This window comes from Nocardioides rubriscoriae (assembly GCF_008087085.1).
GTDB classification, from domain to species: Bacteria; Actinomycetota; Actinomycetes; order Propionibacteriales; family Nocardioidaceae; genus Nocardioides; species Nocardioides rubriscoriae.
This window is the reverse complement of the sequence record NZ_VIYJ01000008.1, coordinates 37,800-63,559: the sequence shown is the minus strand read 5'-3', so window position 1 is coordinate 63,559 and position 25,760 is coordinate 37,800. Positions and strand designations below refer to the sequence as shown.

Below are 25,760 nucleotides of genomic sequence, written 5' to 3'. Positions count from 1 at the left end.
GGAGGTCCTGGACCCCGTGTCCGCGCCACCCCAAGAACCCCCGGCAACGTCGGCCGCAGCCGACGCCCCCGAGGGCCGCGTCGTCCTCGACGCCCGTGACATCGCCCGGGCCCTGACCCGCATCGCCCACGAGCTCCTCGAGCGCAACAAGGGCGCCGGCGACCTGGTGCTGCTCGGCATCCCGAGCCGTGGCGTCCCGCTCGCCCACCGCATCGCCGCGCGCATCAAGGAGGTCGAGGGGGTCGAGGTGCCGGTCGGCGCGCTCGACGTCACGATGTACCGCGACGACCTGCGCCGCCACCCCGCCCGCAGCCCGCACCCCACCGCCGTACCTCCCGGCGGCGTCGACGGCCGCACCGTCGTCCTGGTCGACGACGTCCTGTACTCCGGGCGCACCGTGCGCTCCGCGCTCGATGCGATGAACGACCTCGGCCGCCCCGACGTCGTCCGCCTCGCGGTGCTGGTCGACCGCGGCCACCGCGAGCTGCCGATCCGCGCCGACCACGTCGGCAAGAACCTCCCCAGCGCCCGCACCGAGCGGGTCATGGTGCGCCTCGAGGAGCTCGACGGCATCGAGGGGGTCTGGATTCGATGAGGAAGCACCTGCTGTCCATCGACGACCTCTCGGTCGACGACGTCACCACCTTGTTCACCACGGCCGCCGAGATGCACGACGTGCAGCACCGCCAGGTCAAGAAGCTGCCGGCGCTGCGCGGCCGCACGATCATCAACCTGTTCTTCGAGGACTCCACGCGCACCCGGTCGAGCTTCGAGATCGCCGGCAAGTGGCTGTCGGCCGACACCATCAACATCGCGGCCAAGGGCAGCTCGGCCAGCAAGGGCGAGAGCCTGCGCGACACCGTGCTCACCATCGCCGCGATGGGCGTCGACGCCCTCGTCGTGCGCCACCCCGCCAGCGGCGCCGCGCTCCAGGTCAGCCAGTGGGTCGACGCGAGCGTCGTCAACGCCGGCGACGGCACCCACGAGCACCCCTCGCAGGCGCTGCTCGACGCCTACACGCTGCAGCGCCGGTTCGGCGGTCCCGGGAGCCTCGCGGGTCGCCACGTCGCAATCGTCGGCGACCTGACCCACAGCAGGGTCTTCCGCAGCAACGTGCTGCTGCTGACCATGCTGGGCGCCGAGGTGACCGTGGTCGCCCCACCCACGCTGATGCCGAGCGGGGTCGGGTCGTGGTCGCGCGAGGTCGGGTTCGCGACGTCGTACGACCTCGACGAGGTGCTGCCGAAGGCCGACGCCGTGATGATGCTGCGGGTGCAGCGCGAGCGGATGAGCGGCGGCTACTTCCCGAGCGCGCGGGAGTACACCGTCGGCTACGGCCTGACCCGCGACCGGCTGCGGGTGCTCGGCCCCGACGTCCCGATCTGCCACCCCGGACCCATGAACCGCGGCCTCGAGATCGCCGCCGACGCCGCCGACGCCGCCCAGTCGGCGGTGCTCGAGCAGGTCTCGGCCGGCGTCGCGATCCGGATGGCGATCCTCTACCACCTGCTCGCCGGCGAGGAGACCCCATGAGCGACACGATCCTGGTCAAGGGCGCGAGCCTGTACGGCGCCACGACGGCCGACCTGCTGCTGCGCGACGGCGTCCTCGCCGAGGTCGGCCCGGGCCTCTCCGACGCCGGCGCCCGCGTCGTCGACGCCGACGGGCTGGTCGCGCTGCCCGGTCTCGTCGACCTCCACACCCACCTGCGCGAGCCGGGCCGCGAGGACGCCGAGACGATCCTCACGGGGTCGCAGGCCGCGGCCGTCGGCGGCTTCACCGCTGTCCTCGCGATGGCCAACACCAGCCCGGTCACCGACACCGCCGAGGCCGCCGAACGCGTCCTGGACCTCGGCCGCGCCGCGGGCCTGGTCGACGTGCACCCCGTCGGGGCGGTCACCCGCGGCCTGGGCGGCGAGGAGCTCGCCGAGCTCGGGCTGATGCACCGCTCGCGGGCCCGGGTCACGGTGTTCTCCGACGACGGCCGGTGCGTGGCCGACCCCCGCGTCATGCGCCGCGCGCTGGAGTACGTCAAGGCGTTCGGGGGAGTGGTCAGCCAGCACTCCCAGGACCCGTCGCTGGCCGGGCCGACCTCGTGCTGCCACGAGGGCGAGCTGTCGGGCCGGCTCGGCCTGCCCGGCTGGCCCGGCGTCGCCGAGGAGGTCATCGTCGCGCGCGACGTCATGCTCGCGCGCCACACCGGCTCGCGGGTCCACGTCGCCCACGCCTCGACCGCCGGCACGGTCGAGGTGCTGCGCTGGGCCAAGGCGCAGGGCATCGACGTCACCGCCGAGGTCACGCCCCACCACCTGCTGCTGACGACCGACCTGCTGGCCGGCTACGACCCGACCTTCAAGGTCAACCCGCCGCTGCGCCCCCAGGAGGACGTCGACGCCCTGCGCGCAGCCCTCGCCGACGGCACCATCGACGCGGTGGCCACCGACCACGCCCCCCACGCCCGCCACGACAAGGAGCACGCCTTCGTCGACGCGGCCTTCGGCATGCTCGGCCTCGAGACCGCGCTGCCCGTGGTCGCCTCGGTGATGGTCGACTCCGGGCTGATGACCTGGACCGACGTCGCGCGCGTGATGTCGTCGACCCCCGCGGCGATCGCCGGGCTCGAGGGCCAGGGCCGCCCGCTCGAGGTTGGCCAGCCGGCCAACTTCGTGCTCGTCGACCCGGCCGCCCCCCTCACCGTCGACCGCGACGCCTCGGTGTCGCTGTCGCGCAACAACCCCTGGCACGGCCGCACCCTCGGGGCCTCGGTCGTCGCGACGTTCCTGCGCGGGGTGCCGACCGTGCTCGACGGCGCGCTCGTCTGAGCGACCGGGTCGTCCGCCCCAGCGAGAGCCCTGGCTCTCATTCGGGCGGACGACCTCAACAGGTGCCAGGCTCCAGGGTCGAGGTCGTCAAGCCGACGCAGTCGTCCGCCCCAGCGGGAGTCCTGGCTCACCCTCGAGCGGACGACCCGGTGGTCACTACGGTGGCGGCGTGGTGACCGCAGCTGGGCCTGACGCCCTCCGGGCGCTGCTGGCCGACCCGCCCGACCTCCCGGTGGCGGCCGGGTTGGGCGAGATCGGTGACGCCGTCCGCGAACGCGGCGTGGCCGTGGTCCAGGCGCCGCCGGGGTCGGGCAAGACCACGCTGGTCCCGCCCGCGGTGGCCGTGGCGACTGGCGGGCGCGTCGTCGTCACCCAGCCGCGCCGGATCGCGGCCCGTGCGGCGGCGTACCGGTTGGCCTCGCTGCTCGGCGAGCCGGTCGGGCAGACGGTCGGCTTCAGCGTGCGCGGGGAGCGCCGCACCAGCGACGCGACCCGCGTCGAGATGGTGACCACGGGCGTCCTGCTGCGCCGCCTGCAGCGCGACCCCGAGCTGCCCGGCGTCGCGGCCGTGGTGCTCGACGAGGTGCACGAGCGGCAGGTCGACGCCGACCTCGCGCTCGCGCTGCTCGTCGACGTGCGCCGCCACCTGCGCGACGACCTCGTCGTGGTCGCGATGTCGGCCACGGTCGAGGCCGGGCGCACCGCCGCCGTGCTCGAGCCCGACCGGCCCGACCGACCCGCCCCGGTCGTCGACGTGCCCGGCGCCCTCCACCCCGTACGCCGCCACTGGAGCCCGCCGCCGCCCGGGGTGCTCCAGCGCGACGAGCGCGGCGTCACCCCGGCGTTCCTCGACCACGTCGCGGCCACCACCCGGCAGGCCCTGGCCGAGGAGTCGGGCGACGTGCTGGTCTTCCTGCCCGGCGTGGGTGAGGTGGGCGGCGTCGTGCGCCGCCTGGCCGGCGCGGGCGTCGACCTCCTCGAGCTGCACGGTCGTCTCGACGCCCGCGACCAGGACCGCGCCCTGACCCCGGGCGACCGACGCAGGGTCGTGGTCGCGACCGCGGTCGCGGAGTCGTCGCTGACCGTGCCCGGGGTCCGCACGGTCGTCGACGCGGGCCTGGCCCGGCGCCCCCAGACCGACCACCGCCGCGGCCTGGCCGGCCTGGTCACTGTGCGGGTCAGCAAGGCCGGGGCCGACCAGCGCGCCGGGCGCGCGGGTCGCGAGGCGCCCGGCGCGGTCTACCGCTGCTGGTCCGAGAGCGACCACGCCCACCTCGCCGACCACCCTGAGCCCGAGGTCCTCACCGCAGACCTGGCCTCCTTCGCGCTCGAGCTCGCGGTGTGGGGGAGTCCCGACGGCGCGGGCCTGGCCCTGCTCGACCCGCCGCCGACCGCCGCGATGGAGGCCGCCCGCGCGACCCTGCGCGCGATCGGTGCCGTCGACGACGGCGGCGCGATCACCGAGCGCGGCCGGGCCGTCGCCCGGGTGCCCGCCGACCCACGGCTGGCGCGGGCGCTCCTGGACGGCGCCGAGGCCGTCGGCAGCCGCCGGGCCGCCGAGGTCGTCGCCCTGATGAGCGAGGAGGTCCGTGCCGCGGGCGCCGACCTCGCCGCCGCGCTGCGCCGGGCGCGCCGCGGCGACCGTGCCTGGCGCGCGGCCGCGCGTCGCCTCGAGGCGCAGGTCGCCACCACCGACGGCGAGCCCGGCGTCACCGACGACCAGGCCGTCGGCCTCGTGGTCGCGCTGGCCCACCCGACCCGGCTCGCCATGCTGCGACCGGGCGGCACGTCGTACGCCACCGTCGGCGGCACGGGGGCCGTCCTCCCGGCCGGCTCCCCGCTGCTCGGTACGCCGTGGCTCGCGGTCGCCGACGCCGACCGCCGCCCCGGCCAGCGCGACGCCACCATCCGCGCCGCCGCCCCGGTCGACGAGGCCACGGCGCTCGAGGCCGCCTCGGCGCTGTGGCACGAGGCCGACGTCGTCACCTGGCGCGACGGCCGGGTCACCGCCCGCCGCGTCACCCGGCTCGGCGCGATCGAGCTGACCTCGACACCGGTGCGCGACCCCGACCCGCGGGCGGTGGCGGCCGCCGTCGCCGACGCGTTGCGCCGCGACGGCCTCGGCGTGCTGCGGTGGACCGAGGCGGCCACGGCCCTGCGGCACCGGCTGGACTTCCTGCACCGCACCCTGGGCGACCCGTGGCCCGACGTGTCCGACGACGCCCTGCTCGACCGGGTCGCCGACTGGCTCGACGCCGCCGGCGGCCAGGACCCCCGCCGCCTCGACCTGACCCAGGCCCTGCGCCGCCTGCTGCCGTGGCCGCAGGCCGCCCGCCTCGACGAGCTCGCACCCGAGCGCGTGACCGTCCCCAGCGGGTCCGCGGTGCGCGTCGACTACGAGGGTGACCAGCCCGTGCTCGCCGTACGCCTGCAGGAGGTGTTCGGCTGGGCGACCACCCCGCGCCTGGCCGACGGTCGGGTGCCGCTGCTGCTCCACCTGCTCTCGCCGGCCCGACGGCCCGCCGCCGTGACCGCCGACCTGGCCTCCTTCTGGGCCACCGGGTACGCCGCGGTACGCGCCGACCTGCGAGGTCGCTACCCCAAGCACGCCTGGCCCGAGGACCCCCTCACGGCACCCCCGTCGAAGGGCCCCGCCCGCCGTCCCCGCTGATAGCGTCGCGCGCATGACGACCGTCGAGCGCATGCTGCCCGTCCACACCCACGCCGGCGACTTCCGGGTCTGGACCGAGCAGGTCTGCGAGACCTCCGACACCGCGCCGACGGTGCTGATCCTGCACGGCGGACCCGGTGCGACCCACGACTACCTGCGCACCTTCTCCGACCACCTGCCCGCCGCCGGCGTCCCGTTCGTCTACTACGACCAGCTCGGCTCGGGCCGCTCCGACGTGCCGACCGACCCGACGCTGTGGGAGGTCGACCGGTTCGTCGACGAGGTCGAGCAGGTGCGCCAGGGCCTGGTCGCCGCGGGTGCGGTCGGCGAGGCCGGGCTCGTCCTGTACGGGCAGTCCTGGGGCGGGGTGCTCGGCCTCGAGTACGCCCTGGCCCACCAGGAGCACCTCCGGGGGCTGGTCATCAGCAACATGGTCTCGAGCATCCCCTCCTACAACGCCTACGCCCGCGACGTCCTGATGCCCGCGATGGACCAGGACGCGCTGCGCGAGATCCAGCGGATGGAGGCCGAGGGCGAGACCGAGACCGAGGAGTACGAGGCCCTCCTCATGGAGCACCACAACGTGTTCCACCTGCTGCGCCGCCCCGTCGAGCAGTGGCCCGAGCACGTGCTCACCGGCCTGGCGGCCATCAACCGCGACATCTACGTCCCGCTCCAGGGCCCCAGCGAGCTCGGCAGCGTCGGCAAGCTCGAGACCTGGGACCGCAGCGGCGACCTGCCGCGCGTCACCGTGCCCACGTTGGTGATGGGCGCCGCCCACGACACCATGGACCCCGCCCACCTGGAGTGGATGGCCGGGCAGCTGCCCCACGGCACCTACCACCACTGCCCCGAGGGCAGCCACCTCGCGCTGGTCGACGACGAGGAGACCTACTTCGCCGGGCTCCTCGCCTGGCTGCGTGACCTGGCGTGACCTCGCGTGACCCGCGCGTCACACCTCGGGACGGCGGCGTGCGGCGACGCGCGGCGCTGGTAGTCTCGGCGGCGCTCGACATCCTTTAACGATCCGTCCTGTGAGGCGGAGAAGGAGGTACGGCGTGCCCCTGCATGCCCCCGCGATCCTGGTCCTCGAGGACGGTCGCACCTTCCACGGCGACAGCTACGGCGCCGAGGGGGAGACGTTCGGCGAAGCGGTGTTCAACACCGGCATGACCGGTTACCAGGAGACGCTGACCGACCCGTCCTACCACCGTCAGGTGGTGGTGATGACGGCTCCCCACGTCGGCAACACCGGCGTCAACGACGAGGACCCCGAGTCCTCCCGCATCTGGGTCGCGGGCTACGTCGTGCGCGACCCCGCCCGGGTGCCGTCGAGCTGGCGCTCGGTCCGCACCCTCGACGACGACCTGCGCCGCCAGGGCGTCGTCGGCATCTCCGGCATCGACACCCGGGCGCTCACCCGCCACCTGCGCGAGCGCGGTGCGATGCGGGTCGGCATCTCCTCGACCGAGACCGACGCGGCCGCCCTGCTCGCGCGGGTGCGGGCCTCGGGAGAGATGGCCGGCGCCGAGCTGGCCAGCGAGGTCTCCACCGGCGAGACCTACGTCGTCCCCGCGATCGGCGAGAAGCGGTTCACCGTCGTCGCCCTCGACCTCGGCATCAAGACCATGACCCCGCACCGGATGGCCGAGCGTGGCATCGAGGTCCACGTCGTGCCGGCCACCGCGACGCTCGACGAGATCACCGCTCTCCAGCCCGACGGGCTCTTCTACTCCAACGGCCCCGGTGACCCGGCGGCCACGACCCACCAGGTCGAGGTGCTCCAGGGGGCACTGGCCCAGGGGCTGCCCTACTTCGGCATCTGCTTCGGCAACCAGCTCTTCGGTCGCGCGCTCGGCTTCAGCACTTACAAGCTCAAGTACGGCCACCGCGGCATCAACCAGCCGGTGATGGACCGCACCACCGGCAAGGTCGAGGTGACCGCGCACAACCACGGGTTCGCGGTCGACGCGCCCCTCGACGGGCCCACCACCACGCCGTACGGCGTCGCGACCGTCAGCCACGTCTGCCTCAACGACGACGTCGTCGAGGGTCTCGAGCTGCGCGCCCCCGAGTCGCAGGGCGGTGCCCTCAAGGGCTTCTCGGTCCAGTACCACCCCGAGGCCGCGGCCGGCCCCCACGACGCGGCCTACCTGTTCGACCGGTTCGTCGAGCTCATCACCGACACGAAGGGGGCCTGACGTGCCCAAGCGCACCGACCTCAGGTCCGTGATGGTCATCGGCTCCGGCCCGATCGTCATCGGCCAGGCCTGCGAGTTCGACTACTCCGGCACCCAGGCCTGCCGGGTGCTGCAGGAGGAGGGCATCCGGGTCATCCTGGTCAACTCCAACCCGGCCACGATCATGACCGACCCCGAGTTCGCCGACGCGACCTACGTCGAGCCGATCACCCCGGAGTACGTCGAGAAGATCATCGCCAAGGAGCGACCCGACGCGCTGCTGCCGACCCTGGGCGGCCAGACCGCGCTCAACGCGGCGATCGCGCTGCACACCAACGGGGTCCTGGAGAAGTACGACGTCGAGATGATCGGCGCGAGCTTCGAGGCGATCCACCGCGGCGAGAACCGCGAGCTGTTCAACGCCATCGTCGAGAAGGTCGGCGGCGAGGTGGCGCGCAGCCGCGTGTGCCACACCCTCGCCGACTGCGAGGCCGCGGTCGCCGAGCTCGGCTACCCCGCCGTCGTGCGCCCGTCGTTCACCATGGGCGGCACCGGCTCGGGCATCGCCTACAGCAAGGACGACCTGGCCCGCATCGCCGGCGCCGGCCTGGCCGCCAGCCCCACCACCGAGGTGCTGATCGAGGAGTCGATCATCGGGTGGAAGGAGTACGAGCTGGAGGTGATGCGCGACAAGGCCGACAACGTCGTCATCGTCTGCTCGATCGAGAACGTCGACCCGATGGGCGTCCACACCGGCGACTCCATCACCGTCGCCCCGGCGATGACGCTCACCGACCGGGAGTACCAGCACCTGCGCGACCTGGCCATCGGCATCATCCGCGAGGTCGGCGTCGACACCGGCGGCTGCAACATCCAGTACGCCGTCAACCCGGCCGACGGTCGGGTCATCGTCATCGAGATGAACCCCCGCGTGAGCCGGTCGAGCGCGCTGGCGTCGAAGGCCACCGGCTTCCCGATCGCCAAGATCGCGGCCAAGGTCGCGATCGGCTACACACTCGACGAGATCGCCAACGACATCACCGCGCGCCCCGACGGGCAGAGCACGCCGGCCGCGTTCGAGCCGACGCTCGACTACGTCGTGGTCAAGGTCCCGCGGTTCGCCTTCGAGAAGTTCCCGGGCGCCGACCCGGTGCTCACCACCCACATGAAGTCCGTGGGCGAGGCGATGGCGATCGGGCGCAACTTCACCGAGGCCCTGCAGAAGGCCCTGCGCAGCCTGGAGTCCCCCGACGCGGTGTTCGACTGGACCCAGGAGTGGGTCGACCTCGACAAGGACGCGATCCTCGCCGACATCGCCGTGCCGCACGACGGCCGCCTCAAGAAGGTCATGGACGCGCTGCGTGCCGGCGCGACCCCGCAGGAGGTCTTCGAGTCGACGCGCATCGACCCGTGGTTCGTCGACCAGCTGCTGCTGATCAACGAGGTCGCCGTCGAGATCACCGCCGCGCCCGAGCTGACCCCCGAGCTGCTGCGCCTGGCCAAGCGCCACGGCTTCTCCGACGCCCAGATCGGCAAGATCCGCGGGATGACCCCCGACGTCGTGCGCGGCGTCCGCCACGCCCTCGGCATCCGCCCGGTCTACAAGACCGTCGACACCTGCGCGGCCGAGTTCGCCGCCGCGACGCCCTACCACTACTCCTCCTACGACGAGGAGAGCGAGGTCGAGCCGCGCGAGCGGCCGGCGGTGATCATCCTGGGGTCCGGCCCCAACCGGATCGGGCAGGGCATCGAGTTCGACTACTCCTGCGTGCACGCGTCGCTGGCGCTGAGCGAGGCCGGCTACGAGACCATCATGGTCAACTGCAACCCCGAGACCGTCTCCACCGACTACGACACCTCCGACCGGCTCTACTTCGAGCCGCTCACCCTCGAGGACGTCCTCGAGATCGTCCACGCCGAGACGCTGGCCGGGCCGATCGCGGGCGTCATCTGCCAGCTCGGCGGTCAGACCCCGCTGGGCCTGGCCCAGGGCCTGGCGGCCAACGGCGTCACGATCGTCGGCACCTCGCCCGACGCGATCGACCTGGCCGAGGACCGTGGCGCGTTCGGCCGGGTCCTGGCCGAGGCCGGGCTCGCGGCCCCCGCGCACGGCACCGCCACGTCGTTCGAGGAGGCGCAGAAGATCGCCTCCGAGATCGGCTACCCGGTGCTCGTGCGCCCCTCCTACGTCCTGGGCGGGCGCGGCATGGTGATCGTCTACGGCGACGACACCCTGCGCACCTACCTCGACAAGTACGTCGCCGCCGGGCTGATCAGCCGCGACGCCCCCGTGCTCGTCGACCGGTTCGTCGACGACGCCGTCGAGGTCGACGTCGACGCGATCTTCGACGGCGAGGAGCTCTTCCTCGGCGGCGTGATGGAGCACATCGAGGAGGCCGGCATCCACTCCGGCGACTCCTCGTGCGCCCTGCCCCCGATCACCCTCGGCGCCCGCGAGGTCGGCCGGATCCGCGAGGCCACCGAGGCGATCGCGCGCGGGGTCGGCGTCCGTGGCCTGCTCAACATCCAGTACGCCCTGGGCTCCGACATCCTCTACGTGCTGGAGGCCAACCCGCGCGCCTCGCGCACGGTGCCGTTCGTCTCCAAGGCGACCGCGACGCCGCTGGCCAAGGCCGCGGCCCGGGTCATGCTCGGCGAGTCGATCGCCGACCTGCGCACGGCGGGCCTGCTGCCGGCCACCGGCGACGGGGGAGCGCTGCCGCCCGACCAGCCGATCGCGGTCAAGGAGGCGGTGATGCCGTTCAACCGGTTCCGCACCCCCGACGGCCAGCAGGTCGACACCGTGCTCGGGCCCGAGATGAAGTCGACCGGCGAGGTGATGGGCCTCGACCGCGACTTCGGCACCGCCTTCAGCAAGTCGCAGGCCGCGGCCTTCGGCCCGCTGCCGACGACCGGGCGGGTGTTCGTCTCGATGGCCAACCGCGACAAGCGCTCGATGATCTTTCCGGTCAAGGTGCTCGCCGACATGGGCTTCGAGATCCTCGCGACCCAGGGCACCGCCGAGGTGCTGCGCCGCAACGGCGTGGCCTGCACCGTCGTGCGCAAGCAGCACGAGGGCCCGGGGCCCCACGGCGAGAAGACGACGGTCCAGCTCATCCACGACGGCGAGATCGACCTGATCGTCAACACGCCGTACGGCGCCGGCACCGGCGGCAACGTGCGCCTCGACGGCTACGAGATCCGCACCGCCGCGGTCATGGCCAACGTCCCCTGCATCACGACCGTCCAGGGCCTGGGCGCGGCCGTGCAGGGCATCGAGGCCATGCGCCGCGGCGACATCGGCGTCCGCTCCCTGCAGGACTGGGCCCGTCTGCGTCAGGGCTCATGACCCTCTACGACCGCCTCTTCGAGCACGGCTTCCGCCGCCTCGACGCCGAGCGGGCCCACGAGATCGGCTTCCGGGCCCTGCGCGCCGGGGGGCCGGCCCTGGCCCGGCTGCCGCGCGTCGGCACCCCCGTGGTGGCGATGGGGCTGACCTTCCCGCACCCCCTGGGCCTGGCGGCCGGCTTCGACAAGAACGCCGTCGGCATCGACGCGCTCGGTGCCCTCGGCTTCGGCCACGTCGAGATCGGCACGGTCACCGGGCAGGCCCAACCCGGCAACCCCCGGCCCCGCCTGTTCCGGCTCGTGGCCGACCGGGCCGTGGTCAACCGGATGGGCTTCAACAACGACGGGGCCGAGGCGGTCGCCGCGCGCCTGGCCGCGCGGGCCGCGACCCGGGTGACCGGCGGCGACACCGGCCCCGTGCTGGGCGTCAACATCGGCAAGACCAAGGTCGTGCCCGAGGACGACGAGGCGGCCGTGCTCGCCGACTACGGGCTGAGCACCCGGTTGCTCGCCCCCCACGCCGACTACCTCGTGGTCAACGTCAGCAGCCCCAACACCCCCGGGCTGCGCAGCCTGCAGGCCGTCGACCGGCTCGGCCCGCTGCTCAGCCACGTGCGCCGCGTCGCCGACGGCGTCAGCACCACGCGGGTGCCGCTGCTGGTCAAGATCGCCCCCGACCTCGCCGACGACGACGTGCTCGCCGTCGCCGACCTGGCCACCGAGCTCGGGCTCGACGGCATCGTCGCCACCAACACCACGATCAGCCGCGACGGCCTGCGCAGCCACCCCGGCGAGATCGCCGAGGTCGGTGCCGGCGGCCTGTCCGGACGCCCCCTGGCCGCCCGCTCCCTCGAGGTGCTGCGGCTGCTGCGCGGCCGCGTCGGCCCCGACCTCACCCTCGTCGGCGTCGGCGGGATCTCGACGGTCGAGGACGCGCGCGAGAGGCTGTCGGCAGGCGCCGACCTCCTGCAGGCCTACACGGCGTTCATCTACGAGGGGCCGCTGTGGCCGCGACGCATCGCGAAAGGACTGGTCTGATGGGTCTCCCACACCCCTCCTCGCCGGCTCGGGGGTGGCGCCGTGAGCTTCGGTGACTACCAGCTCGAGCTCTACCTCGGCGCCCTCGGCGGCACCCTGCCCGCGCACCCGTTCTCCTACGCCGAGCTCGAGGCCGACGCCCTGGCCGCCCTGCCCCCCGAGCTCCGCACCTACGTCGCCGGCGGTGCCGGCGACGAGGCGACCCAGCGGGCCAACGCCGAGGCCTTCGCACGCTGGGCCCTGGTCCCGCGGATGCTCAACGCCCACGCCGAGCGCGACCTGTCGGTCGAGCTCTTCGGCACCCGCCTGGAGAGCCCGCTGATGCTCGCGCCGGTCGGCGTCGTCGGGCTCTGCACCCCCGACCAGCACGGCGACCTGCACGCCGCCGAGGTCTCCGCCGCGACCGGCGTACCCCTGATCGGCTCGACGCTGATGAGCGACCCCCTCGAGGACGTCGCCGTGGCCTGCGGCGAGGGCCCGAAGTGGTTCCAGCTCTACACGCCCAAGAGCCGCGAGCTCGCCGCCAGCCTCGTCTCGCGCGCGGAGGCCGCCGGCTACGACGCCATCGTGATCACCCTCGACACCTGGGTGCCCGGCTGGCGGCCACGAGACCTCGCGAGCGGCAACTTCCCGCAGCTGCGCGGCAAGGCCCTGGCCAACTACACCTCCGACCCGGTCTTCGCGGAGATGACCGGGCCCGACCCCGACGTCGCCACGACCGTCTTCACCTGGGTCGGCACCTTCGGCAACCCGCTCACCTGGGCCGACCTGCCCTGGCTCCGGTCGCTCACCACCCTGCCGATCGTGCTCAAGGGCATCTGCCACCCCGACGACGCGCGCCGGGCGCTCGACGAGGGCGCCGACGGCATCTACGTCTCCAACCACGGCGGGCGGCAGGCCAACGGCGGGGGAGCGGCGCTCGACTGGCTGCCCGCCGTCGTCGACGCCGTCGCCTCGATGGGCAGCCGGGCCCCGGTCGTCTTCGACTCCGGTGTGCGCTCGGGCGCCGACGTCGTCAAGGCTGTCGCCCTGGGCGCCACCGCCGTCGCGGTCGGGCGGCCCTACGTCTACGGCCTGGCCCTGGGCGGCGTGCCCGGAGGCGTCCACGTCGTCCGCTCGCTGCAGGCCGAGGCCGACCTGATCATGGGCATCGACGGCTACCCGACCCTGGCCGACCTGACCCGCGAGGCGCTGGTGAGGACCCCGTGAGTTTCGAGACGCCGGTTGCGAGCTCCTTCGTCGCTCGCACGACTCCTCAACCTCCCCGCGTGATCCACCCCCTCGCAAGCTCGGAGGTGGCGCGGTGACCTTCGGCAGTCGTTTCCACGCCGCCCTCGCCGAGCGCGGCCCCTTCTGCGTCGGGATCGACCCGCACGCGGCCCTGCTGCACGAGTGGGGGCTCGACGACGACGTCGCCGGGCTCGAGACCTTCGCGCTCACCGTGGTCGAGGCGGTCGCCCCGCTCTGCTCGGTGGTCAAGCCCCAGTCGGCGTTCTACGAGCGCTTCGGCTCGCGCGGCGTCGCCGTCCTCGAGCGCGTCGTCGCTGAGTCGCGTGCCGCGGGGGCCCTGGTGCTCATGGACGTCAAGCGCGGCGACATCGGCTCGACCTCCCAGGCCTACGCCGACGCCTACCTCGACCCGGCCAGCCCGCTGGCCTCCGACGCCGTCACCGTCAGCCCCTACCTGGGCTTCGGGTCGCTCGACCCGTTCGTCGACACCGCCCGGCGACACGACGCCGGGCTCTTCGTGCTGGCGCTGACCTCCAACAAGGAGGGGCCCGAGGTCCAGCACGCCCGCACCGACACCGGCGAGACCGTCGCCGAGCGGATGCTCGACCACCTGCGCGCGCTCAACGCCGGCGCCGAGCCGCTGGGCTCCTTCGGCGCCGTCGTCGGGGCGACCATCGGCGAGACCCACGCCGACCTGGCCTTCAACGGGCCGATCCTCGCGCCCGGGTTCGGAGCCCAGGGCGGCACCGTCGACGACATCCGCCGGATCTTCGGTGCTTCGGCGGGCCAGGTGGCCGCCAGCTCCTCGCGCGAGGTGCTGCGGGCCGGTCCCGGCCCCGAGGCCATGCGCGACGCCGTACGACGGGCCAACGACGAGCTGCGTGGCCTGTCGTGACGGTGCGCGCGCTGCTGGTGGCGGCGGCCCTGCTGCTCCCGCTGGCGACCGCCGGGTGCGGTGAGGAGCCCGACCGCTTCGAGTCCTACTGCGCCACGGTCGAGAAGGAGAAGCCGGGCCTCAGCCGGGTCCTGGACGAGAGCGGCGGGTCCTCGGGGCTGCTGCCCGCCCTGCCGGCGTTCGAGCGCCTCGAGCAGGCGGCGCCCGACGACATCGCCGACGACTGGTCGGTCATCGTCCAACGGCTCTCCAGCCTCTCCGACGCCCTGGCGGCCGCCGGGGTCGACCCCGCGACCTACGACCCGGTCGACCCGCCCGACGGCGTGACCGCCGACGAGAAGGAGGCCATCTCGCTGGCCGCCGGCAGCGTCGCCACCGAGGCCGTGCGCGAGGCCCTCGAGAACGTCCAGCAGCAGTCGCGCGACGTCTGCAAGACCGAGCTCGCCCTGTGACCTGGGAGCGACGCCGGGGGTGACGTACCCCATGTGCCACCCGACCCCCGGCCGCATTGCCGCGCGCCGAGGGACATGGCTACTGTGGCCCGCTAGCGGCCTCCCTCCAGCCGTCTGACCGGACCCAAAGGACCTTCGCACGTGGCCTTGCCCCCGTTGACACCCGAACAGCGCCAGGCGGCGCTCGACAAGGCCGCCGCCTCGCGACGCGAGAGGGCCGAGGTCAAGAACCGGCTCAAGAACTCGGGTGCTTCCATCATCGACGTCGTCAACGAGGGCCAGCACAACGAGGTCATCGGCAAGATGCGGGTCGTCGACCTGCTGCAGTCGATGCCCGGCCTGGGCAAGGTGCGCGCCCGTCAGGTCATGGAGCGGCTCGGCATCGCCGAGTCGCGCCGTGTGCGCGGTCTGGGCACCAAGCAGATCGCCGCGCTCGAGCGCGAGTTCGCGCCCGACCCGCAGTGACCGACAGCGCGCCGCAGGGCTCCACGCCCCCGACCGACCCCACCACGCCGACCGGGCCGACCGGGCCGACCGGGCCGACCGGGTCACCCGGGCCGACGCGGCTCGTGGTCCTCGCCGGTCCGACCGCAGTCGGCAAGGGCACGGTCGCGGCCGCCGTACGCGAACGGCACCCGGAGGTGTGGATCTCGGTGTCGGTGACGACCCGCGCTCCGCGCCCCGGCGAGGTCGACGGCGTCCACTACCACTTCGTCGACGACGCCGAGTTCGACCGGCTGGTGGCCGAGGGCGAGCTGCTCGAGTGGGCGGTGGTCCACCAGCGCGCCCGCTACGGCACCCCGCGCGGCCCGGTCGAGACGTCGCTGGCGGCGGGCCGTCCCTCGATGCTCGAGATCGACCTGCAGGGCGCACGACAGGTGCGCACGACGATGCCCGAGGCCGTCTTCGTCTTCCTCAAGCCCCCGTCGTGGGACGAGCTGGTGCGCCGGCTGGTCGGCCGCGGCACCGAGGACGAGGAGGAACGCGCCCGGCGCCTGGCGACCGCACGCGACGAGCTGGCCGCCGAGCCGGAGTTCGACGTGACCGTCGTCAACCACGAAGTTCACGCTGCGGCCGACGAGTTGGTAGCCTTGATGATGCTCGGTCCCGAGCGCCACGACGTCTGACCCGATCTCCTTCGGGTCGCCGCCCGCCGCGCCGTTCCATCCGTTCCGAGCACACCCACCACCTTGAGTGAGGCTCACGCGTGTCTGCGCCCAACATCGAAGCCGTCGGCGTCACCAACCCGTCGATCGACGACCTGCTGACCAAGACCGACAGCAAGTACAAGCTGGTCCTCTACAGCGCCAAGCGCGCCCGCCAGATCAACGCCTACTACTCCCAGCTCGGCGAGGGCCTGCTCGAGTACGTCGGCCCGCTGGTCGACACCCACGTGCAGGAGAAGCCCCTGTCGATCGCGCTGCGCGAGATCTCCCAGGACAAGCTCACCTGCGAGGACGTCGACCCGGCCGAGCTCGCCGCCGAGGAGGCCGCGGCCAAGGCCGCCGCCGCCGACGCCGGCTACTCCGAGTGACGCTGCGAGCGACGAGCTGACCACCAGCCACGAGACCGAGGCCGCGACCCCGACGGGGTCGCGGCCCCGTTCTGTTCCGAGGGTCGTCCTGGGGGTGTCCGGCGGGATCGCGGCCTACAAGGCCTGCGAGCTGCTGCGCCGACTGACCGAGTCCGGCCACGACGTCACCGTGGTCCCCACGGCCGCGGCCCTGGAGTTCGTCGGTGCCCCGACCTGGGCGGCCCTGTCGGGCAAGCCGGTCCACACCGACGTCTGGAGCGACGTCCACCAGGTGCCCCACGTGCGCATCGGGCAGACCGCCGACCTCGTGGTGGTCGCCCCGGCCACCGCCGACCTGATGGCCAAGGCCGCCCACGGCCTGGCCGACGACCTGCTCACCACCACGCTGCTCACCGCGCGGTGCCCGGTCGTGCTCGCCCCGGCGATGCACACCGAGATGTGGGAGCACGCCTCCACCCGCGCCAACGTCGCCACGCTGCGCTCGCGCGGCGTCCTGGTCGTCGAGCCGGCCGAGGGCCGGCTCACCGGCGCCGACACCGGCAAGGGCCGGTTGCCCGACCCGTCGGAGATCTTCGAGGTCTGCACCGACGTCCTGGCCCGCGGCGCCACCGCGTCGCTCGACCTGGCCGGGCGCCACGTCGTCGTGTCCGCCGGCGGCACCCGCGAGCCGCTCGACCCGGTTCGTTTCCTCGGCAACCGCTCCTCGGGCCGCCAGGGCTACGCCCTGGCCCGCGCCGCCGCGGCCCGGGGCGCCGACGTCACCCTGGTCGCGGCCAACGTCGAGCTGCCCGACCCCGCCGGGGTCAAGGTCGTGCGCGTCGAGACCACGGCCCAGCTCCACGACGCCGTGGTCGGTGCCGCCGTGTCGGCCGACGCCGTCGTGATGGCAGCAGCACCGGCCGACTTCCGCCCGACCGGGGTCAGCGGGGCCAAGATCAAGAAGGCCGGCGACGGCTCGGCCCCGACCATCACCCTGGTCCAGAACGCCGACATCCTGCACGAGCTCTCCACCCGCCGGGCCCGCCCGGGCTCGGTGGTGGTCGGGTTCGCGGCCGAGACCGGCGACGACACCGGCAGCGTGCTCGACCTGGCGCGCGCCAAGCTCGCCCGCAAGGGCTGCGACCTGCTCGTCGTCAACGACGTCAGCGGGGGAGCCGTCTTCGGCAGCCCCGACAACGAGGCGGTGATCCTGGGCGCCGACGGCGCCGTCCGGGAGGTCCCGCGCAGCACCAAGACCGCCCTGGCCCACGTCATCTGGGACGAGGTCGTGCACCGGCTCGTCCCGGGCTCCGGCCCAGGATTCGCACCGTGAGACGGACGTCTTGCATGCTGGTATGCATCTAGAGTTTTCCCGCACCTTCTTTCTCGAACGAGAGTGAGTACCACCGTGGCTGGACGCCTGTTCACCTCCGAGTCCGTGACCGAGGGTCACCCCGACAAGATCGCCGACCGGATCAGCGACACGGTCCTCGACTACCTCATGGCCAACGACCCCGACACGACCAACCTGCGCGTCGCGGTCGAGACCCTGCTGACCACCGGCCTGGTCGTCGTGGCCGGCGAGGTGCGCACCAACGTCTACGCCCCCGTCGCCGACCTGGTCCGCAAGGCCATCCTCGACATCGGCTACGACTCCTCCGAGAAGGGCTTCGACGGCCTGACCTGCGGCGTCCAGGTCGCCATCGGCGGTCAGTCCGAGGACATCGCCCAGGGCGTCGACTCCGGCATCGAGCAGCGCGTCGGCTCCTCCGAGGACGAGCTCGACGCGCGCGGTGCCGGCGACCAGGGCCTGATGTTCGGCTACGCCTGCGACGACACCGACGTGCTGATGCCGCTGCCGATCGTGATCGCCCAGCGCCTGGCCGAGAAGCTCACCGAGGTCCGCAAGAACGGCGCCATGCCCAACCTGCGCCCCGACGGCAAGACCCAGGTCACCATCGAGTACGACGAGGACGACCGTCCGGTCCGCATCGACACCGTGGTGCTCTCGACCCAGCACTCCGAGGACACCGACCTCACCAAACTCGAGGCCGAGATCCAGCAGAACGTCATCGACCCCGTGCTCGCGACGTTCTCGCTGCCCTCCGAGGGCTACCGCCTGCTGGTCAACCCCACCGGTCGCTTCGTGACCGGTGGCCCCATGGGCGACGCCGGCCTCACCGGCCGCAAGATCATCGTCGACACCTACGGCGGCATGGCCCGTCACGGCGGTGGTGCCTTCTCCGGCAAGGACCCGTCGAAGGTCGACCGCTCGGCCGCCTATGCCATGCGCTGGGTCGCCAAGAACGTCGTGGCCGCCGGCCTGGCCCGTCGCTGCGAGGTCCAGGTCGCCTACGCCATCGGCAAGGCCCAGCCCGTCGGCGTCTTCGTGCAGACCTTCGGCACCGGCGTCGTCAGCGACGAGAAGATCCAGGAGGCGGTGCTCTCGGTCTTCGACCTGCGCCCCGCCGCGATCCTGCGCGACCTCGACCTGCTCCGCCCGATCTACGCCAAGACCTCGGCCTACGGCCACTTCGGCCGCGAGCTGCCCGAGTTCACGTGGGAGACGACCGACCGCGCCGACGCCCTCAAGGCCGCCGCCGGCGTCTGACCGCCCCCGCCGTACGACGTCCCGGACCGGGTCGGTGCCCCTCGGGCACCGGCCCGGTCCGTGCTTTCGTCACCCCACGGTGGTCGAGGAGGTCGCCCGCGACCGTCACGAGCCACACCAGCCCGCACCGATGCGCCCAACCCGCTCCCCACCTCCACGCGGTCCGGGTCGGCGACCGTCGACCGGCGAGGATCGTCCGCACCAGGGACGGGGGAGATCCTCGCCGGTCGCCGCAGAGGAGGCTGGTCGCGCGGACGACCCGACCGGCCTGAGACCTCCGGCGGCTCGTGACCCGAGGGGACCCGAGACCCCCACCCGCACCGTCGGTGCCCGCTGGTAGACAACGCACCATGAGCCCACGCCCGCCCGACGAGCAGCCCGAGCTGCTGCCCGGGCTGGTGCGCGCCACGCTCAAGCAGTCGCAGGCCAAGGCGCGCGAGACCCGGGCGCGCAAGGCCGCCGAGGCGGCGGTGAGCGAGGTCGACCCGGTGGCGCGCGTCCTGGTCGACGTCGCGCTGGCCCACCTCGACCGTCCCTTCGACTACGCCGTGCCGGCCTCGATGGCCGACGACGCGGTGCCGGGGGCGCGGGTCAAGGTGCGCTTCGCCGGTCAGGACGTCGACGGCTACCTGCTCGAGCGTGTCTCCGCGACCGACCACACCGGCAGGTTGGCGCCGTTGCGGCGGGTCGTGAGCCCCGAGCCGGTGCTGACCCCCGCCGTCGCCGGGCTGGCCCGCGACCTCGCCGAGCGCTACGCCGGCGTGCGCTCCGACGTGCTGCGCCTGGCGGTCCCCCCTCGTCACGCGACGACCGAGAAGCAGCCCTCGCCGCCGGCGCCCGACGTGCTGCCGATCCCCCCGCCGGCCGGGTGGTCCGGCTACGGCGTGGGCGAGGCGTTCCTCAGCCACCTCGCCGACGGCGGCAACCCCCGCGCGGTGTGGTCTGTGACGCCCGGCGACGACTGGGCCGCGCTGGTCGCCGAGGCCGCGGTCACCACGCTGCGCAGTGGCCGCGGTGCGCTCGTGTGCGTCCCGGACCGCAAGGACGTCGCCCGGGTCGACGCCGCCCTCACCGCGGCGATCGGGGCCGGCCACCACGTCACCCTCACGGCCGACTCGGGGCCCGCGGCGCGCTACCGCGACTTCCTGGCGGTGCTGCGCGGCACGCGCCGCATCGTGGTCGGCACGCGCGCGGCGGCCTTCGCGCCCGTGCGCGACCTCGGGCTCGTCGTCGTCTGGGACGACGGCGACGACCTGCACGCCGAGCCCCGCGCGCCCTACCCCCACACCCGCGAGGTGCTGCTGCTGCGGTGCGAGCGCGAGGGCACGGCCGCCCTGGTCGGGGCCTTCTCGCGCAGCGTCGAGGCCGCCCACCTCGTGCGCAGCGGCTGGGCCCACGACCTGTCCGCTCCCCGGCAGCGGGTGCGTGCGGCCGTGACGGTCGTGGTCGCCGGGGCCAGCGACCACGACCGCCTGCGCGACCCCGCGGGCATCGGCGCCCGGATGCCCACCCAGGTCCACGACGTCCTCAAGCGCGGGTTGGTCGACGGGCCCGTGCTGGTGCAGACCCCGCGCGCCGGTTACGCCCTGGCCCTGGCCTGCGAGCGCTGCCGCACCCCCGCCCGCTGCGCCACGTGCGCCGGACCGCTCGCCCTCACCTCGCCGACCACGCCGCCGGCCTGCCGGTGGTGCGCGACCGCGGCGGTCGGCTGGGCCTGCCGCGAGTGCGGGGCGGCCGGCCTGCGGGCGCCGGTGATCGGCGAGGCGCGCACCGCCGAGGAGCTCGGGCGCTCCTTCCCCCGTACCCGCGTGCGGCAGTCGGCGGGCGAGCACGTGCTCACCGACGTCCCCGACGTCCCCGCGATCGTCGTGGCCACCCCGGGCGCCGAGCCGGTCGCGGCGGGTGGCTACACCGCGGTCGTGCTGCTCGACCCCTGGCTGCTGCTGGGTCGCGACGACCTGCGCGCCGACGAGGAGGCCCTGCGGCGCTGGAGCAACGCCGTCGGGCTCGTGCGTCCGGGCGGCCGGGCCATCGTCGTGGGCGACCCCACCCACCCGGCGGTCCAGGCCCTCGTGCGCTGGGACCAGCCGGGCTTCGCCCTGCGCGAGGCCGACGAACGCCGCGAGGCCCGGCTCCCGCCCACGACCCGGCTGGCCACCGTGACGGGCGAGCCCGGGGCCGTCGACGACGCGCTCACCCTGCTGGCCCCGCCACCGCACGTCGAGGTGCTGGGGCCGGTGCCCGCCGGCCCCGACGAGGAGCGCCTGGTCCTGCGCACCCCGCGCGCCCGGGGTGCCGACCTCTCCCACGCGCTGGGCGAGCTGCAGCGCATCCGGTCCAGCCGCAAGCTCGACGCCGTCAGGGTCCAGGTCGACCCGACCACCCTGTGACTGCGGGTCGCCGGCGGCCTCGAGATCTCAGAGGACCCTGCCGACCTTGACCGTGACGGTCCTCGGCCTGAGCCCGACGCTGGCGTAGGACGCTTTCACGCGCCAGGTGATCCGCTTGCCCTTCAAGGCGCGCTTGAGCGTCAGCCTCGTGCCCGTCGCGCCCTTGATGACCTTGCCGTCGGCGAGCCAGGCGGTCGTGAGGGTGACGTCGGGTGGGTTCCACGTCCCGGTGGTGGCGGTCAGCGTCCTGCCGACCTTGACCTTGCCGGTGACCTTCGGCTTGACGGTGGGGGCGATCCCCGTGGGCTTCGGACCCCACCCGAGCAGCACCGGGCCGACGTTGCCAGGGGCGATGCCGTACTCCGCGAGCGCGACGTAGTAGGTCTTGCCGGCCTGTGCTGCGAAGTCCAGCACCGCGCGGAGGTCACCCGGCTCCTCCGGCGGACCCTCGTCGTCGGCGACGGCCAGCTCGTTCCAGCTGGTGTCGAGCAGGAGGAGGACGGTGTCGCGGCCGGGGGTGCTGTTGCGCGTCGAGAACCGGAACTGTCCCGACGCAGGCGCCCTCCACGCGTAGTAGGCGGTGTAGGCGAAGCCCGACGAGTGCAGGTCGGAGGTGGCCAGCTGCAGCGCGACGGTCTTCCTCCCGGTCGCGGGGATGCGCGACGGCACGGTGTCGCCCGGGAGGGCGCTCGTCGCCGCGAACACCGCCTTGAACTGCGCCGTGCCGGTGCCGTCGGACCCGAACCGGATCAAGTAGTCCGACCCCGCCGTGACGCGCAGCCTGAGGCCGGCGCCCAGCGCCGGGCTGATGCTGCCGTTCCTCGGCCCGCAGACCAGGGGGTCCGTCCCCCCAGGTGCGCGGAAGGCGGCCACCGGCAGGCTGTCCCCGCTGAAGGGTTGCTGGTCGCCCACGCTGAGGACGCCACTCGCCGTCGCGCGGTAGGTGTACCAGGTCGTCCTGGCGGCCGGACAGTCGCTCGAGGGTCCGTCGACGAGGGTCTGGCTCGTGGCGAACTGCGTGTCGACCCGGAAGGAGCTGCCGAGGGGCAGCGCCGCGGCGTCGGCGACGTCGTCGTTGGTGGGCCGCAGGGCCGAGACGTCGTACGCCTCGAAGTGCACGGTGCCCGTGGTGGACCCGTAGCCCGAGACCCGCAGGTAGACGGTCTGTGCTGCCTGTGTCACGTAGCGCGCGCCGTAGCCGTGGACGTCGTCCGAGGACGGCAGCGGTCTGTAGGCGCACGTGAGCGTGTTGAACGCGCTGGCGGAGGTCCCGTCGACGAAGTCGACGGAGACCCCGCTGGTGGCGGTCGCGGCGGTGTCGTAGGCGTCCAGCACGGTGTCGGCCGGGGCGGTGAACTTGTACCAGGTCGTGCCTCCGCTCGGGTCGAGCAACGCGCAGCCCCCGTCGACCTCGCCCGCCTCCTGGGTCGCCTGGGTCAGGTCGATGGCGGTGTCGGAACCCGAGGTGAGGACGATGGCACCGGCGAAGTCGTCGTTGGCGGGCGCCGCCGCCCACGCGGCAGGTGTCACCGCGACGAGCGTCGTGACGAGTACCGAGGCCGCGCTGAGCGCCACCGTGCGGGTCGACGGGAGGAAGGGAGGTCGCATCGGGCCACGGTAGGGACGGGCTGCTGCTCCCAACAGGTACCAACCGGGCTATTGCCACGGGAAGGTCCGCCACCCCTGACGGGTGTCAGGAGCCCGTCCCTAGACTGGCCCCCGTGGCAGTCCAACCGATCCGGCTCTTCGGCGACCCGGTGCTCCGCAAGCCCGCGCTCGAGGTGGTCGACTTCGACAAGGAGCTGCGCACCCTGGTCGCCGACCTCACCGACACGATGCTCCAGGCGCCGGGGGCGGGCCTGGCCGCGCCCCAGATCGGCGTCGGCCTGCGCGTCTTCACCTGGTACGTCGACGGGGAGGTCGGCCACCTCGTCAACCCCGACCTGTCGCTGTCCGAGGAGGTCCAGGACGGCCCGGAGGGCTGCCTGTCGATCCCGGGGCTGACCTACGACTGCCGGCGCGCCCAGTCCGTGGTCGCCCGCGGGTGGGACATGCACGGCGAGCCGGTCGTCATCGAGGGCTCCGCGCTGCTGGCCCGCGCGATCCAGCACGAGACCGACCACCTCGACGGCGTGCTCTTCCTCGACCGGCTCGACACCGCCGCCCGCAAGGCCGCGATGAAGGAGATCCGCGAGTCCGAGTGGTTCGGCCTCGAGCGGCCCCTGGTCAAGGTCAGCCCCCACGCCACCCGGGGCCTCGGACTGTGAGCGGGTCACGCTGATGCGCCTGGTCTTCGCCGGTACCCCCGAGGTCGCCGTGCCCTCGCTCGACGCGATCGCCGCCTCCCGCCACGAGCTCGTCGGGGTCGTCACCCGGCCCGACGCGCCGTCGGGGCGCGGGCGCAAGCTGGTCGCGAGCCCGGTCGCGCTGCGCGCCGAGGAGCTCGGCGTCCCCGTCCTCAAGCCCGACCACCCTCGCGACCCCGACTTCCAGGCCTCGCTGCGCTCCCTGCGCCCCGACTGCTGCCCGGTCGTGGCCTACGGCGCCCTGCTGCCGCAGTCGGCGCTCGACATCCCGCCCCACGGCTGGGTCAATCTGCACTTCTCCTGCCTGCCCGCATGGCGTGGCGCCGCACCGGTGCAGCACGCCGTGTGGGCCGGCGACGAGGTCACCGGCGCCACGACGTTCCGCATCGTCAAGGCGATGGACGCCGGCCCGACGTTCGGGGTGATGACCGAGCGGATCCGTCCGACCGACACCGCAGGCGACCTGCTCGGCCGCCTGGCCGAGCACGGGGCGGGCCTGCTGGTCACCACGCTCGACCACCTCGAGGACGGCACCATCGAGGCCCGCGAGCAGCCCGACGACGGCGTCAGCCTCGCCCCCAAGATCACCGTGGAGGACGCCGAGGTCGTCTGGGGCGAGCCGGCCGTCGCCGTCGACCGCCGCATCCGGGCCTGCACCCCGGCGCCCGGTGCCTGGACCCGCCACGAGGGCGAGCGGCTCAAGCTCGGCCCGGTGACCCTCACCGACGAGACCGTCCCCGCCGGCACCGTCGAGGTCCGCAAGCAGGAGGTCCTCGTCGGCACCTCGACCACCGCCGTACGCCTCGGCGACGTCAAGCCGTTCGGCAAGAAGCAGATGCCCGCCGCCGACTGGGCCCGCGGCACGCGCCTGGCGTCCGGGACCCGCCTCGGGGACGGCGGGACCGGCAGTGGCTGAGCGCCGCCGCGGCGCGCCCGTCGACGCGCCGCGCCGCGCGGCCTGGGAGGTCCTCAAGGCCGTCCGCGTCGACGACGCCTACGCCAACCTCGTGCTGCCCGCCGTCGTCGCCCACTTCGACCTCGAGGCGCGCGACGCCGCCTTCACCACCGAGCTCGCCTCCGGCACGCTGCGCTGGCGGGGCCTGTACGACGCCGTGCTGGCCGCCTGCAGCGACCGGTCGCTGGCCCGCATCGACGCCAAGGTCCTCGACGCGCTGCGCCTGGGGACCCACCAGCTGCTCGGCATGCGGGTGCCGACGCACGCCGCGATCAGCACCACCGTCGACCTGGTCCGCGCGGTCGGCAACGAGGGCGCGGCCGGGTTCGCCAACGCGGTGCTGCGCAAGGTGTCGGCGCACGACCACGACGCCTGGGTGGCGCAGGTCGCGCCCGGCACGTCGCCGCGCGACGCCGAGGTGGCCTTCAGCCACCCCGCCTGGATCGTCGACGAGCTGCGTCGTGCGCTCGGGCCGGTGCTCGGCGCCGACACCACCACCGAGCTGGGCGCGCTGCTGCGCGCCGACAACGAACCGCCCAAGGTCACCCTCGTGGCGCGTCCGGGACGCGCCACGGTCGCGGAGCTGCCGGGTGACCCGACGCCCTACTCGCCCTACGGCGTCACCCTCGACGGCGGCCGCCCCCACGCCGTCCCCGCGGTCGCCGAGGGTCGCGCCGGGGTGCAGGACGAGGGATCCCAGCTCGTCGCGATCGCGCTGGCCCGGGCCGATGTCGGCCCCGAGCCCGACGCCGACCGTCTGTGGCTCGACCTCTGCGCCGGGCCGGGCGGCAAGTCCGCCCTGCTGGCGGCGCTGGCCGCCGAGCGGGGCGCCCGCCTGCTGGCCACCGAGCGGGCGCCGCACCGCGCCGGGCTGGTCGCCAAGGGGTTGCGGGGTGCCGACGGCGTGGCCGGCGTCCTGGTCGCCGACGGTCGCCGTCCGCCGCTGCGGCCCGGTTCGGTCGACCGGGTCCTCGTCGACGCCCCCTGCACCGGCCTGGGTGCCCTGCGCCGCCGGCCCGAGGCGCGCTGGCGTCGTCGTCAGGACGACCTGCTCGAGCTCGTGCTGCTGCAGCGCGCGCTGCTCGGGAGCGCCCTCGACCTGGTGCGTCCCGGCGGCGTCGTGCTCTACGCCACCTGCTCGCCGGTGCTGGCGGAGACCTCCGGCGTGGTCACCAGCGTGCTCGACGCGCGCCGCGACGTGGTCGTCGAGGACGTCGCGAGCGTGGTGCCCGAGGTGCCCGACTGCGCGGGCCCCCTGCCCGGCACCGTCCAGCTGTGGCCGCACCGCCACGGCACCGACGCGATGTTCCTCGCGCTGCTGCGCCGTACCTCCTGACCGACCCCGATAG

21 protein-coding genes are annotated in these 25,760 nt (G+C 74.0%); 20 read left to right on the top strand and 1 reads right to left on the bottom strand.

The window, feature by feature from the left end; translation table 11 throughout:
* The first annotated feature begins 7 nt into the window (after nt 1–7).
* The 17 genes from pyrR to FZC61_RS14830 all read left to right on the top strand — a co-directional run bounded on the left by pyrR (nt 8) and on the right by FZC61_RS14830 (nt 21,150).
* Nucleotides 8–595, top strand: a complete 588-nt coding sequence (gene pyrR, locus FZC61_RS14910; protein WP_425465822.1) for a bifunctional pyr operon transcriptional regulator/uracil phosphoribosyltransferase PyrR — start codon at nt 8–10, stop codon at nt 593–595.
* Nucleotides 592–1,533: an aspartate carbamoyltransferase catalytic subunit gene (locus FZC61_RS14905; protein WP_148614976.1), complete on the top strand. Its 942-nt coding sequence runs from the start codon at nt 592–594 to the stop codon at nt 1,531–1,533. Before pyrR ends, FZC61_RS14905 begins: the two co-directional genes overlap by 4 nt.
* The gene (locus FZC61_RS14900) at nt 1,530–2,822 is read left to right on the top strand and encodes a dihydroorotase (protein ID WP_148614975.1); all 1,293 of its coding nucleotides are present in this window, start codon (nt 1,530–1,532) and stop codon (nt 2,820–2,822) included. The genes FZC61_RS14905 and FZC61_RS14900 overlap by 4 nt, the downstream gene beginning before the upstream one ends.
* 169 nt (nt 2,823–2,991) lie before the next feature.
* Nucleotides 2,992–5,493: an ATP-dependent helicase HrpB gene (gene hrpB, locus FZC61_RS14895; protein ID WP_211357271.1), complete on the top strand. Its 2,502-nt coding sequence runs from the start codon at nt 2,992–2,994 to the stop codon at nt 5,491–5,493.
* A 13-nt stretch (nt 5,494–5,506) separates the two neighbouring features.
* On the top strand, nt 5,507–6,427 hold the full coding sequence (locus FZC61_RS14890; protein ID WP_148614974.1) for a proline iminopeptidase-family hydrolase: 921 nt from the start codon (nt 5,507–5,509) through the stop codon (nt 6,425–6,427).
* Nucleotides 6,428–6,551: 124 nt separating this feature from the next.
* On the top strand, nt 6,552–7,694 hold the full coding sequence (carA, locus tag FZC61_RS14885) for a glutamine-hydrolyzing carbamoyl-phosphate synthase small subunit (protein WP_211357270.1): 1,143 nt from the start codon (nt 6,552–6,554) through the stop codon (nt 7,692–7,694).
* A gap of 1 nt (nt 7,695) precedes the next feature.
* Nucleotides 7,696–11,022 (top strand): carbamoyl-phosphate synthase large subunit, encoded by a 3,327-nt coding sequence (gene carB, locus FZC61_RS14880; RefSeq protein ID WP_148614972.1) that lies wholly within the window; start codon nt 7,696–7,698, stop codon nt 11,020–11,022.
* Nucleotides 11,019–12,059: a quinone-dependent dihydroorotate dehydrogenase gene (locus FZC61_RS14875; protein WP_148614971.1), complete on the top strand. Its 1,041-nt coding sequence runs from the start codon at nt 11,019–11,021 to the stop codon at nt 12,057–12,059. Before carB ends, FZC61_RS14875 begins: the two co-directional genes overlap by 4 nt.
* A gap of 42 nt (nt 12,060–12,101) precedes the next feature.
* Nucleotides 12,102–13,268: an alpha-hydroxy-acid oxidizing protein gene (locus FZC61_RS14870; protein ID WP_148614970.1), complete on the top strand. Its 1,167-nt coding sequence runs from the start codon at nt 12,102–12,104 to the stop codon at nt 13,266–13,268.
* A gap of 94 nt (nt 13,269–13,362) precedes the next feature.
* Nucleotides 13,363–14,184: an orotidine-5'-phosphate decarboxylase gene (pyrF, locus tag FZC61_RS14865; protein ID WP_148614969.1), complete on the top strand. Its 822-nt coding sequence runs from the start codon at nt 13,363–13,365 to the stop codon at nt 14,182–14,184.
* Nucleotides 14,181–14,636 (top strand): hypothetical protein, encoded by a 456-nt coding sequence (locus tag FZC61_RS14860; RefSeq protein WP_148614968.1) that lies wholly within the window; start codon nt 14,181–14,183, stop codon nt 14,634–14,636. Before pyrF ends, FZC61_RS14860 begins: the two co-directional genes overlap by 4 nt.
* Nucleotides 14,637–14,777: 141 nt before the next feature.
* Nucleotides 14,778–15,101 (top strand): integration host factor, actinobacterial type, encoded by a 324-nt coding sequence (gene mihF, locus FZC61_RS14855; RefSeq protein ID WP_148614967.1) that lies wholly within the window; start codon nt 14,778–14,780, stop codon nt 15,099–15,101.
* 104 nt (nt 15,102–15,205) lie between these two features.
* Entirely contained in the window at nt 15,206–15,763 is a 558-nt protein-coding gene (gene gmk / locus FZC61_RS14850; protein WP_246142736.1) for a guanylate kinase, read from the top strand.
* An 80-nt stretch (nt 15,764–15,843) separates the two neighbouring features.
* Nucleotides 15,844–16,170, top strand: coding sequence for a DNA-directed RNA polymerase subunit omega (rpoZ, locus tag FZC61_RS14845; RefSeq protein ID WP_148614965.1), 327 nt, complete (start codon nt 15,844–15,846; stop codon nt 16,168–16,170).
* Between the two features lie 88 nt (nt 16,171–16,258).
* On the top strand, nt 16,259–17,482 hold the full coding sequence (gene coaBC / locus FZC61_RS14840) for a bifunctional phosphopantothenoylcysteine decarboxylase/phosphopantothenate--cysteine ligase CoaBC (protein ID WP_246142734.1): 1,224 nt from the start codon (nt 16,259–16,261) through the stop codon (nt 17,480–17,482).
* A gap of 75 nt (nt 17,483–17,557) precedes the next feature.
* Nucleotides 17,558–18,760 (top strand): methionine adenosyltransferase, encoded by a 1,203-nt coding sequence (metK, locus tag FZC61_RS14835; protein ID WP_148614963.1) that lies wholly within the window; start codon nt 17,558–17,560, stop codon nt 18,758–18,760.
* Between the two features lie 350 nt (nt 18,761–19,110).
* Nucleotides 19,111–21,150, top strand: coding sequence for a primosomal protein N' (locus FZC61_RS14830; protein WP_148614962.1), 2,040 nt, complete (start codon nt 19,111–19,113; stop codon nt 21,148–21,150).
* 27 nt (nt 21,151–21,177) lie between these two features.
* Here the strand turns inward: FZC61_RS14830 and FZC61_RS14825 are convergent, their stop codons facing one another.
* Entirely contained in the window at nt 21,178–22,758 is a 1,581-nt protein-coding gene (locus tag FZC61_RS14825; protein ID WP_148614961.1) for a hypothetical protein, read from the bottom strand.
* A gap of 113 nt (nt 22,759–22,871) precedes the next feature.
* Here FZC61_RS14825 and def point away from each other — a divergent pair, with 113 nt between their 5' ends.
* Genes def through FZC61_RS14810 form a run of 3 tightly spaced genes read left to right on the top strand, consistent with a single transcriptional unit; the run spans nt 22,872 to nt 25,747 of the window.
* Complete coding sequence (gene def, locus FZC61_RS14820; protein ID WP_148614960.1) at nt 22,872–23,417, top strand: peptide deformylase; 546 nt, start codon at nt 22,872–22,874, stop codon at nt 23,415–23,417.
* 13 nt (nt 23,418–23,430) lie between these two features.
* Nucleotides 23,431–24,372 (top strand): methionyl-tRNA formyltransferase, encoded by a 942-nt coding sequence (fmt, locus tag FZC61_RS14815; RefSeq protein WP_148614959.1) that lies wholly within the window; start codon nt 23,431–23,433, stop codon nt 24,370–24,372.
* On the top strand, nt 24,365–25,747 hold the full coding sequence (locus FZC61_RS14810; RefSeq protein ID WP_148614958.1) for an RsmB/NOP family class I SAM-dependent RNA methyltransferase: 1,383 nt from the start codon (nt 24,365–24,367) through the stop codon (nt 25,745–25,747). Before fmt ends, FZC61_RS14810 begins: the two co-directional genes overlap by 8 nt.
* Nucleotides 25,748–25,760: the final 13 nt, after the last annotated feature.